This is a genomic window from uncultured Gordonia sp. (assembly GCF_937858515.1).
In the GTDB taxonomy this organism is placed as follows: Bacteria; Actinomycetota; Actinomycetes; order Mycobacteriales; family Mycobacteriaceae; genus Gordonia.
The window spans coordinates 1-10895 of record NZ_CALLZT010000205.1 but is presented as its reverse complement, the minus strand read 5'-3'; the positions used below and the strand labels follow the sequence as shown (position 1 = coordinate 10895).

Sequence of the window (10895 nt, the reverse complement as noted above, 5' to 3'; positions counted from 1 at the left end):
GGCAGACGAGGAGTGCCAGTGAGGATTGGGGAACATGTGAGCGGATCGTCCTCCGCCGCCCCCCGAGAGACCTCGGTACCGCAGGGTTCGGGCAAGCAGTCTGTGCCGCGACGAGTGCGCGACACCGTGCTCGCCTATGTCGCACTCACCAAACCTCGCGTGATCGAGCTGCTGCTGGTGGCGACGATCCCGGTCATGCTGCAGGCGGACCGCGGCGAGGTCGACCTTCCCTTGATCGCTTTCACCCTGATCGGCGGCTGGCTGGGTGCGGGCAGCGCCAACACCCTCAACATGGTCGCCGACGCGGACATCGATCAGAAGATGAAACGCACCGCACGCCGACCGATCGCCCGGCACGCGGTCTCGACACGGGCCGCACTCATCTTCGGCATCGTGCTGGGTATCGCGTCGTTCATCGTGTTGTGGACGGCCGCCAACCTGCTCAGTTCACTGCTCGTGCTGGCGACGATCGCCTTCTACGTCGGTGTCTACACCATGATCCTCAAACGCCGGACCTGGCAGAACGTGGTGTGGGGAGGCGCGGCCGGGTGCATGCCGACGCTGGTCGGCTGGGCCGCGGTCACCGGCTCGCTCAGCTGGGAACCGATCGTGTTGTTCCTGGTCATCTTCTTCTGGACACCGCCGCACACCTGGGCGCTGGCCATGCGCTACAAGGAGGATTACAAGGCGGCTGGGGTGCCGATGCTGCCTGTCATCGCGACCGAGGAACGCGTCACCCGGCAGATGCTCTTCTACACCTGGGCCACCGTCGTCACCTCACTGGTGCTGATCCCGGCGACCAGCTGGATCTACCTGGCGATATCCGTGCTCGGTGGCGGCTGGTTCCTGAGCCGCGTGCACAAGCTGTACAGCGAAACCCGGGCGGGCGCCGAGGTCGCGCCGCTCAAGGTATTCCTGCAGTCCAACGAGTACCTGGCCATCCTGTTCTGCGGTCTGGCCATCGATGCCGTCGTCAACATGAAGACGATCGCCGACTTCTTCTGAGTCTTCCCGGGACCGCGATCAGGGAATCAGAACGGTGCTCCCTGTCGTCATCCGTGCCTCCAGGTCGCGATGTGCCTCGGCGGCGCCGGAGAGCGCGTAGCGTTGCCCCACGCGCACCCGGACATTGCCCTCGGCGATGGTCCCGAACAGTTCGCCCGCGCGCCAGGCCAACTCGTCAGGGTCTGCGATGAAGTGGGCCAGCGTCGGGCGTGTCACCGACAGCGACCCCAGGCCGTTGAGGCGTTGTAGGTCGAACGGCGGTACCGGTCCGCTTGCCGCCCCGTACAGCACCACCGTGCCCCGGACCGCAGTCGAGGCCAGGGACTGTTCGAAGGTGTCGGCACCGACGCCGTCGTAGACCACCGTCACCCCCTCACCTGCGGTGAGGTCGCGTACCTCCGCGGCCAGGTCGTCGCCGTACCGCAGCACATGGTCGGCACCGGCCTCGCGAGACAGCGACTCCTTCTCGTCGGAGGAGACGGTGGTGATGACCCGCAGGCCGCGGAGCTTGGCGAGCTGGGTGAGAATCAGCCCGACACCACCGGCGCCGGCGTGCACCAGCACGGTGTCGCCTTCGCGTGGATGTGCGCTGCCGTCGAGGAGGTAGTGCGCGGTGAGGCCGCGCAGCATCGACGATCCGGCGATGTCGTCGGGTACGTCGTCGGGAAGCCTGACGGTGCGTTCGGCCGGTACGGCGACAAGCTCTGCGTAGCCGCCGACCGCGTTCACCGTCGCGACCCGCTCACCCAAGCCGAGGCCGGTCACGTCCGGACCGGCGGCAACCACGGTGCCGGCGATCTCCGATCCCGGAATGTACGGCGGCACGGAGGGATACATGCCCCGGCGTAGGTAGGTGTCGATGAAGTTCACACCTGCAGCTCCCGTGCGGACCAGTACCTCGCCGAGGGCGGGTGTCGGGTCGTCGACTGTGGTCAGGGACAGAACTTCCGGACCACCGTGGGTCGTGACCTGTATCGCACGCATGCCACTGTTGTACACGGTCCGCACCCGGCGGCCGGTATGCTGACCGGCATGACTGACGCGCCCTCGACCGATACCGAAGCCCTCCAGCAGAACACCCCGACGGTGACCGCACCCAAGGAAGTTCTCGCGGCTGTCCGTGGTTTCGTGGCGCGCGAGGGCGGTTCGGCCAAGGCCGTGCTGCAGCCGATCGGTGCGGCCGGAGTACGGGTGACCCTGGTCGGGGAGTCCGGCGGGGTACTCGGTGACCGCGTGGTGAACGACCTGGCCACGGCCAAGGCCGTCATCGATGTCGTCGACGGGCTGGAGGAGGCGCCCGAGTGGGATCGTGAGCTGATCTCGACGGTCACCCCACAGAAGGGCCACTACGCGAAGATGGCTGGTTGGGTCGCCAACCAGAAGCGCTTCCCCAAGGCCCGCAACACCAAGATCGTCAATCCCACCTACCGCGACCCCGGCCTGGGCTGACGGACCGGCCTGGCCGCGCCCGGTGGGGCGGCAGCTGTCGCCGGATTCTGGAGCTCTGACCCAGGTCGGGTCAGAGCTCGGTCTCGTGACTGCCGCGGCTGAATGAGATGACGAGCCAGGTCGCCCCGGTGACGAGCAACGCGCTGCCGGTCATATGCGCGATCACCAGCGCGATCGGCAGGTCGGTGGCGTACTGGATGGCCCCGATGAGCCCCTGTGACAGCAGCAGGCCGAGGAACACCAGGGTGGTACGGAACTGCCGCAGGCGCGCGGCGCGGGTACCGATCACCAGTGCGATGGCGGCGCCGAGCAGGATGAACACGGCATCGGCGTGCAACTGGGTGGCATTCGCCGGGTCCAGGCCGTTGCGTGGTGCGTCCTCGTCGCCGGCGTGCGGTCCGGAGCCTGTGACCACCGTACCCAGATAGGTTGCCGCCCAGGTCATCGCGTAGACGAACCAGGACAGATCACGGCCCAGCCGGGTCGGAAGGCCGGGGGAGACGTCGGACTGTTCGTGGGGGTGCCGCAGCCGGTACACCAGCCACGTCGCGCCGGAGACCAAGGCCATCGACAACAGGAAATGCAGCGCCACCACCCACGGGTTGAGGTCGGTGAGCACGGTGATGCCCCCGATGACTCCCTGGAAGGGGATGCCGAGGGCGAGCAGCACCGACAGCCGGCGGTCGAAGCGGACGATCGGACGCCGTCGCCAGATTGCGATCACGGTGGCGATGGCGATCACTGTCAGCACCCAGGTGAGCATCCGGTTGCCGAACTCGATCACGCCGTGAATACCCAACTCGGCGTGCGGGACCACCGATTCGGCGGTGCACCGCGGCCACGTCGGGCAGCCGAGTCCCGACTTGGTCAGCCGCACCGCGCCACCGGTGGCCACGATCCCGATATTGGATACGAGTAGTGCGATGGCCCAGCCGGTCACGAACCGGTCGGTCGGGCGGGCGAAGCCGGGGATCCGGTCGAGGAAGGACGGTTTTCGGTCGGGCATACCTTCCGGGACGGCACCCGTGGAAGGGGAGTTGTGCGTTGTGACAGAACTCATTCGAACTTGAACCACCTCACGGCCAGGGCGCCGGCGACCCCCGCCCAGAGCAGCAACACGCCGATGCCGAATACGTCGAAACTCCCGGCCGTCGCCTGACTGAGAGCTTCGGTCAGCGCACCCGACGGAACGCAGCGGGCTGCCCAGCGAACCGCGTCGGGGACGCCGGAGTCGATGATGGTCAGGCTTGCGATCCCGATCAGGACGAACCACAGGAGGTTTGCCAGCGCCAGCACGATCTCGGCTTTGAGCGTGCCGCCGAGCAACAGGCCGAGCGCGGCGAACGTCACGGTGCCCAGCGCGATGATCACCGCCCCCAGGGCGAGTCCGGCGATCTCCGGGCGCCAGCCGAGGGCGAGTCCGATGGCGCCCAGGATCACCGCCTGCAATGCCACGACCACCGCGACGGCGATGGACTTGCCCGCGATGATGCCCCAGCGCGGAATCGGTGTGGCGCCGAGCCTTTTCAGGGCGCCGTACCGGCGGTCGAAACCCACCGCGATGGCCTGGCCGGTGAACGCCGTGGACATGATCGCAACCGTCATGATGGCCGGGACCATCACATCGGCACGTTCGCCGACCGTCGCGCCGAGTCCGGTGTCGACAGGCAGCAGGGACAGCCCGATCAGCACGGTTATCGGAATGAACATGGTCAGCAGCAGTTGCTCGCCGTTGCGCAGCAGCAGCTTGAGTTCGAGCCGGGACTGGGCGGCGAGGATCGTGGTGATCGGTGCGGGCCGTGGCGCGGGCGAGAAGGCCCCGGCCGGAAATCTGTTGGCGGCCTGTGTCCGACCCGATGCATGAGTGCTCATCCCCGCAGATCCTTCCCGGTCAGTCCGAGGAAAACGTCTTCGAGGCTCCGGCTTTCGACGCGCAGATCGGTGACCAGCACGTTGATCCTCGCGCACCACGCGGTGACCGTGGCCAGCACCTGCGGGGTCATCGGGCCGACAACGAGGTAGCTACCCGGCGAAGGCTCGGAACTGGCATACCCCTCGGGCAGGGCAACGTCGAGCGGGCTCAGGTCCAGCCCCCGGGGCGCGGTGAAGCGCAGTTCGTTCTCGGCGCCCCTACGGGTCAGGTCGGCGGGGGTGCCCTCGGCGACCTTACGTCCGTGGTCGATGATCACCACCCGATCCGCGAGTTCCTCGGCCTCATCCATCATGTGGGTGGTCAGAAGTACCGACACGCCGTCGGCGCGGAGCCGGTCGATCAGCTCCCACACCATGATTCGCGCGTGCGCATCCAGGCCCGCGGTCGGTTCGTCGAGAAATACGAGTTCAGGACGCCCGACGATGGCGCAGCCGAGCGCAAGGCGTTGCTGCTGCCCGCCCGACAACCGCCGTACCGACGTACGGGCCGCCTCGCGCAGTCCGAGGACGTCGAGCAGCCACTGCGGATCGATCGGGTCGCGGTAGTACGAGGCGCACAGGCGCACCATCTCCTCGGCGCGGGCGCCGGTGTAGGCACCACCGCCTTGCAGCATCACCCCGATCCGGGACCGCAGGGCGTCGCTGTCGGAGATAGGGTCGAGACCGAGTACGCGGACCTGGCCCTCGTCAGGGGTCCGGAAGCCTTCGCAGATCTCCACAGTGGTGGTCTTTCCCGCGCCGTTGGGGCCGAGCAGAGCCAGCACCGAGCCGTGCGGGACCGTGAGATCGAGACCGTCGACAGCCGCTGTCGATCCCCAGCGCTTGACCAGTCCGGTGACGCTCAAGGCATGCTCCCCGGCGGGACTCGTCGGTTCCGATGGCCGGTGATCTGCCGTTCGATCGCCGGTGGTGGCGCCCGAGGGGGCGGTCGTGGAACGCACGGCAGTCAGCCTATTCCTCGTGGCGCGTCCGGGACAAAAGGCGGCCCGGCCGCGATGGTCCGGAGCGAGCGAAACGTCGGGGGATGCCGACGTTCTCGAAGAAGATCGCGGTGAGAACACCGACGACGATCACACCGGCCAGCACACCCGAGGCGATGAAGACCGCACCCGTGTTCGCGCCGGTCGGCAATGCCACCACCGCGATCAGGGCACTGATGAGGATGGTCAGCAACCGGAACCACGGTCGGGTGGCCCAGGCGGCCAGCGGGATCACCGCCCACAGCAGGTACCACGGTTGCACGAAGGGGAAGAACGCGATGAACGTGGCCATGGACACGCCGAGCGCGCCGAGTGGATGGATCCGGCCGCTGAGGGTGGCCAGCATCCAGCGGATGATGAAAAGACCGGCCACGACCTGCGCCAGCGGCCGGGCGGTGTCGAGAATGGTCTGCGTGTGGTCACCGAGTCCGAGTGATTGTCCTACGCCGCCGGTGACCACCGACACCGCGGTGGGCAGCGACATCCACGACCGCACCACTCCGCCGGTCGTTACGGTGTGGATCCAGCCGAAACCGAGACCGGTGATCAGGCCGATCACCGCCATCACCGCCACGAGCACGGCGGTGTGGAAGGCCGCCGACAATGAGAGCGCGATCACCGACCGGCGTGATCTGTGCCACCACTGCCCGATGGGCGCGTGCCGGAGCGCGGGCAGGGTGGCGCCCCAGCGCTGGGCCAGTGCCAGGCCGACGAAGCCCATCGCGAGCAACGATGTGATCTTCACCATGGATGAGGCGGCGATGAGCGCACCACCGGCGATCAGCAACCACCCGGCCTGACTCGGCAGCCACGCGCCGGGCCGCCGTAATCGCCGGGCGCCGTAGATGGCCCGGAAGCTGACTTCCATGCCTACGAGCATCAGCCCGAGCATCAGTGCCTCGTTGTGGATGCCGCCGACCAGGTGGATGATAACCAGCGGATTCATGGCGCCGAGCCAGATGGCCGCGACACTGGACACCCCGCACCTGCGCGCCAGCCGCGGCAGAGCCCACACGATGAGCGCGATACCGAGCAACGCGACCAGTCGGTGCAGAAACACCGCCGCGGTGATGTTGTTGCCGGTGATCGCGGTGATGCCTTCACCGATCCACAGGAAGAACGGGCCGTACGGTGCAGGTGTGTCCCGCCACAGATTGGGTACCGACCTGGTGAGTACGTGATCGACCCCCAGCCCTCTCAGCGGGCTGACGACGTAGGGGTCCATGCCGCGATGGGCGATTGCGCTCTGCGCCAGGTAGGAATAGACGTCCTTGCTGATGATCGGGGGCGCCACCGCCAGAGGGATGCTCCACAGCAGCAGAGTCCTGTCGGCCTGCTTGCGGGTCATACGACGCGCGGGACTGCGCCCGGCCAGTACTTCGACGCTGAGGCGGCCGACCGCGAATCGCCCGATCAGCAGCCACGCCAGCACGAGCATGATGGTGCCGGCGACGGTGAGCGTCAGTGATGTACTCCACATCCGCGACGGGAGTGACAGCACGCGGGTACCGGCGACAGGATTTTGCAGCACCGGGATCTGACCGGTGCCCAGCGATCCGATGAGCAACAGGATCGATCCGGTGGCACCGAAGATCTTGATGCGGCCCAGCAGAAGATTTTCCCGTGCGTTGAGCGGCCCGACCTCGCGTTCGTCGTCGTGGAGCCTGGCGAGCGTCTTGCCGTAGTCGCCGATGGTATCGGCATCGGGTTGCGCTCGTTCGCGGCGCAGACCCAGGTAAGCCGCGACGCGGCGCCCGGCCCGTGGCCTGGGCGGCGTCTGCTCCGGGGGATGCGTCGCGTGCACAGCGAGAACTCTAGTGGGCTTTGCGGTCGACAACCTGGACCGGTCGGGTAAGGCCACCCTTGCTGGCAGTCGGGAATCAATTACGACACACTTGTGTTGTGAAATCCGTGGGCGAGACGACCGAAGTACCGGTGAAGGACGCCCGTCGACGCCGCAACCGCAGGTCGGGACGTTCCGGAGAAGACTTGAACGACCTGGCCGCACCAACCGTGCACGACGGGCAGACCCGTGCTGCCGTGGTGTCACTGCTCGTCGAGGACGGACCGCTGACCGCCGGTGAGATCGCCGATCGGCTCGGTATCAGCGCGGCGGGGGTGCGCAGACACCTGGACGCGCTGGCGGCCGCGGGGGATGTCGAGGCGTCGTCGTCGGGATACGGTCAGCGCGGCCGCGGCCGTCCCGCCAAATGGTTCCAGTTGACCCCGACTGGCCGCGGGAAGCTGCGCCACGCGTACGACGATCTGGCCGGTGCCGCGTTGCGGGCACTGCGCAATGTCGGCGGGCAGCAGGCGGTCGAGGACTTCGCCCGTGATCGGATCACGCGCATCGTCGCCGATGTGGTGCCCGCGGAGAGCGGATCGGTGGCGGGAACGGTGGAGGGCATCGCCGACGCGCTCACCAGCGCTGGGTTCTCCGCCAACACCCGGCAGGTCGGCAACGGCATCCAGATCTGCCAGCATCATTGCCCGGTCGCGCATGTCGCCGAAGACTTTCCCGAGCTGTGCGAGGCCGAAACCGCGGTGTTCACCGAGTTGCTCGGCACACATGTTCAGCGTTTGGCGACCATCGCCAACGGTGACTGCGCCTGCACCACGCACGTACCGCTGATCGCCCTCGGAACGGTCGGTGCCTCCGGATCGACCGCCGACCCGCCCCGACGACCAGGATCATCAGCGACATTCTCTGCCGAGCGAAAGACCGCACAGCCCGCGGCCGCTCACCACCCGTCACCTCGAAAGGCAACGTCATGACAGTCACCGATCCCGCACCGACGGGGATGACGCAGGAAGAGACCATCGCCTCGCTGGGTACTTACGGCTACGGCTGGTCCGACTCAGACGCCGCGGGCGCCGCGGCGCAGCGTGGACTCTCCGACGCGATCGTCGCCGACATCTCCGGCAAGAAGAACGAGCCCGCATGGATGCTCGAAGCGCGCCTGAAGGCGCTGCGGATCTTCGACCGCAAGCCGATGCCGCACTGGGGCGCCGGACTCGACGACATCGATTTCGACAACATCAAGTACTTCGTGCGCTCCACCGAGAAGCAGGCCACCACCTGGGACGAACTGCCCGCGGACATCAAGAACACCTACGACAAGCTGGGCATCCCCGAGGCCGAGAAGCAGCGTCTGGTCGCCGGTGTGGCCGCGCAGTACGAGTCCGAGGTGGTCTACCACCAGATCCGCGAGGACCTCGAGCAGCAGGGCGTCATCTTCCTCGACACCGATTCGGGTCTGCGTGAGCATCCCGAACTGTTCCGCGAGTACTTCGGTTCGGTGATCCCGGCCGGTGACAACAAGTTCTCCGCGCTCAACACCGCGGTGTGGTCGGGTGGTTCGTTCATCTACGTGCCGCCGGGCGTGCATGTCGACATCCCGCTGCAGGCCTACTTCCGTATCAACACCGAGAACATGGGCCAGTTCGAGCGCACGCTGATCATCGTCGACGAGGGCGCCTACGTGCACTACGTCGAGGGTTGCACCGCCCCGATCTACAAGACCGATTCGCTGCATTCGGCCGTCGTGGAGATCATCGTCAAGAAGGGCGGCCGGTGCCGCTACACCACCATCCAGAACTGGTCGAACAACGTCTACAACCTGGTCACCAAGCGGGCCAAGGCCGAGGCGGGCGCCACCATGGAGTGGATCGACGGCAACATCGGCTCCAAGGTCACCATGAAGTACCCGGCCGTCTGGCTGACCGGTGAGCATGCCAAGGGCGAGGTGCTCTCGGTGGCGTTCGCCGGTGAGGGACAGCATCAGGACACCGGTTCCAAGATGGTGCACCTGGCCCCGCACACCTCGAGCAACATCGTGTCCAAGTCGGTGGCGCGCGGCGGTGGCCGGGCCTCCTACCGCGGTCTGATCAAGATCAACAGCGGCGCCTACGGCAGCCGATCGACGGTCAAGTGCGACGCGCTGCTCGTCGACACGATCTCGCGCAGCGACACCTACCCGTACGTCGACATCCGCGAGGACGACGTCACGATGGGCCACGAGGCCACGGTGTCCAAGGTCAGCGACGATCAGCTGTTCTATCTGATGAGCCGCGGCCTCACCGAGGACGAGGCGATGGCTATGGTGGTGCGCGGCTTCGTCGAGCCCATCGCCAAGGAACTGCCGATGGAATACGCACTCGAACTCAACCGACTCATCGAACTGCAGATGGAAGGAGCCGTCGGCTGATGGCAGACCCCACGCTTCCGCGCGCCGACGAGGCGCCCGGCACCATTGCCGCCCAGGTCAACAAGGGACAACAGTTCACCTCGTTCGACGTGAACGCCTTCGAGATCCCCAACCAGCGTGAAGAGGTGTGGCGGTTCACCCCGTTCCGCCGCCTGCGGGGCCTGCACGATGGCACCGCCGTACGCACCGCCGACCCGTCGATCGTCGTCGACGGCGTGACCGACGGGGTGACAGTGGAGACCGTCGGCCGCGACGATCAGCGTCTGGCCGAGGGTGGTGCGCCGTTCGACAGGGTTGCCGCGCAAGCGTTCTCCTCGTTCACCGACGCCACCGTCATCACCGTGGCCAAGGAGACCGAGCTCGCCGAACCGGTCTTCGTCAAGGTCGACGGACCCGGCGCCGGTGAGGTCGGTTTCGGCCACATCCAGATCCGGCTGGAGGCGTTCGCCCGTGCTGTGATCGTCCTCGACCAGCAGGGCAGCGGGACGTATGCCGAGAATGTCCAGTTCGTCGTCGGCGATCACGCCCACCTCACCGTGGTGAACGTGCACGACTGGGCCGATGACGCCGTGCACGTGGCCGCCCACCACATCGGTGTCGGCCGCGACGCGATCGTCCGGCATTTCGCGGTCAGCCTCGGCGGCAATCTGGTCCGGCTCTCGCCCCTGGTGCGCTACCACGCACCCGGCGGCGACGTCGAACTGTGGGGCCTGTACTTCGCCGACGCCGGCCAGCACCTCGAGCAGCGTCTGCTCGTCGATCACAGCCAGCCCCACTGCCGTTCCAACGTGGTGTACAAGGGTGCGCTGCAGAGTGACGGTTCCGGCGACCGGTTGCGGGAAGCGCATACGGTGTGGATCGGTGACGTGCTGATCCGCCCCGAGGCCGAGGGCACCGACACCTTCGAGCTCAACCGGAACCTGGTGCTGACCGACGGTGCCCGTGCGGACTCGGTGCCCAACCTGGAGATCGAGACCGGCGAGATCGTCGGTGCCGGACACGCCAGCGCCACCGGACGTTTCGACGACGAGCAACTGTTCTACCTGCAGTCACGCGGCATCAGCGAGGCCGAGGCACGGCGTCTGGTGATTCTCGGTTTCTTCGGGGAGATCATCCTCAAGATCGGTGTCCAGGAGATCCGTCAGCGCCTGGCCGACGCGATCGAGGAAGAACTCAAACTCGTCGTCCTGTGACGGAACCGCTTACAGCCCAAGCATTCTCGTTCAAATAGCACCGTCGTTCTCATATCTTTAGTCAAGGATCAATTGTGACCACTCTGGAAATCCGGGATCTGCACGTCAACGTCAAGCAGTCCGACGCC

General features: G+C 66.8%; 10 protein-coding genes. 5 read left to right on the top strand and 5 right to left on the bottom strand.

The window, feature by feature from the left end:
- The first annotated feature begins 18 nt into the window (after positions 1-18).
- Positions 19-1005 carry a heme o synthase gene (locus Q0627_RS19730; RefSeq protein ID WP_291017671.1) on the top strand — a complete coding sequence of 329 codons (987 nt, stop codon included), beginning with the start codon at positions 19-21 and terminating at the stop codon, positions 1003-1005.
- Between the two features lie 18 nt (positions 1006-1023).
- Here Q0627_RS19730 and Q0627_RS19725 read toward each other — a convergent pair whose 3' ends face one another.
- On the bottom strand, positions 1024-1989 hold the full coding sequence (locus Q0627_RS19725) for a quinone oxidoreductase (RefSeq protein WP_291017669.1): 966 nt from the start codon (positions 1987-1989) through the stop codon (positions 1024-1026).
- 48 nt (positions 1990-2037) lie between these two features.
- Here Q0627_RS19725 and Q0627_RS19720 point away from each other — a divergent pair, with 48 nt between their 5' ends.
- Positions 2038-2454, top strand: coding sequence for a hypothetical protein (locus Q0627_RS19720; RefSeq protein ID WP_291017667.1), 417 nt, complete (start codon positions 2038-2040; stop codon positions 2452-2454).
- A gap of 70 nt (positions 2455-2524) precedes the next feature.
- Here Q0627_RS19720 and Q0627_RS19715 read toward each other — a convergent pair whose 3' ends face one another.
- From Q0627_RS19715 to mptB, 4 genes are all read right to left on the bottom strand, one after another.
- A complete protein-coding gene (locus Q0627_RS19715; RefSeq protein ID WP_291017682.1) occupies positions 2525-3460 on the bottom strand; it encodes a heme A synthase in 936 nt (311 codons plus the stop codon).
- A gap of 50 nt (positions 3461-3510) precedes the next feature.
- The gene (locus Q0627_RS19710) at positions 3511-4326 is read right to left on the bottom strand and encodes an ABC transporter permease (RefSeq protein WP_291017664.1); all 816 of its coding nucleotides are present in this window, start codon (positions 4324-4326) and stop codon (positions 3511-3513) included.
- Entirely contained in the window at positions 4323-5231 is a 909-nt protein-coding gene (locus Q0627_RS19705; RefSeq protein ID WP_291017661.1) for an ABC transporter ATP-binding protein, read from the bottom strand. Before Q0627_RS19705 ends, Q0627_RS19710 begins: the two co-directional genes overlap by 4 nt.
- A gap of 106 nt (positions 5232-5337) precedes the next feature.
- Positions 5338-7101 (bottom strand): polyprenol phosphomannose-dependent alpha 1,6 mannosyltransferase MptB, encoded by a 1764-nt coding sequence (mptB, locus tag Q0627_RS19700; RefSeq protein WP_291017680.1) that lies wholly within the window; start codon positions 7099-7101, stop codon positions 5338-5340.
- 254 nt (positions 7102-7355) lie between these two features.
- Between mptB and Q0627_RS19695 the strand changes: the two genes are divergently transcribed.
- From Q0627_RS19695 to sufD, 3 genes are read left to right on the top strand one after another with little or no spacing between them, the layout of a single operon-like run.
- Positions 7356-8141, top strand: a complete 786-nt coding sequence (locus Q0627_RS19695) for a transcriptional regulator (RefSeq protein ID WP_291017677.1) — start codon at positions 7356-7358, stop codon at positions 8139-8141.
- Positions 8138-9574, top strand: a complete 1437-nt coding sequence (sufB, locus tag Q0627_RS19690) for a Fe-S cluster assembly protein SufB (RefSeq protein WP_291017658.1) — start codon at positions 8138-8140, stop codon at positions 9572-9574. Before Q0627_RS19695 ends, sufB begins: the two co-directional genes overlap by 4 nt.
- A complete protein-coding gene (sufD, locus tag Q0627_RS19685) occupies positions 9574-10767 on the top strand; it encodes a Fe-S cluster assembly protein SufD (protein WP_298812092.1) in 1194 nt (397 codons plus the stop codon). The genes sufB and sufD overlap by 1 nt, the downstream gene beginning before the upstream one ends.
- Positions 10768-10895 lie beyond the last annotated feature (128 nt).

Bases quoted from the DNA above. Each gene is read 5' to 3' on its own strand.
- sufD (WP_298812092.1), top strand. From the start codon at position 9,574: ATGGCAGACCCCACGCTTCCGCGCGCCGACGAGGCGCCCGGCACCATT.
- sufB (WP_291017658.1), top strand. From the start codon at position 8,138: ATGACAGTCACCGATCCCGCACCGACGGGGATGACGCAGGAAGAGACC.
- Q0627_RS19715 (WP_291017682.1), bottom strand. From the start codon at position 3,460: ATGCCCGACCGAAAACCGTCCTTCCTCGACCGGATCCCCGGCTTCGCC.
- Q0627_RS19725 (WP_291017669.1), bottom strand. From the start codon at position 1,989: ATGCGTGCGATACAGGTCACGACCCACGGTGGTCCGGAAGTTCTGTCC.
- Q0627_RS19720 (WP_291017667.1), top strand. From the start codon at position 2,038: ATGACTGACGCGCCCTCGACCGATACCGAAGCCCTCCAGCAGAACACC.
- Q0627_RS19710 (WP_291017664.1), bottom strand. From the start codon at position 4,326: ATGAGCACTCATGCATCGGGTCGGACACAGGCCGCCAACAGATTTCCG.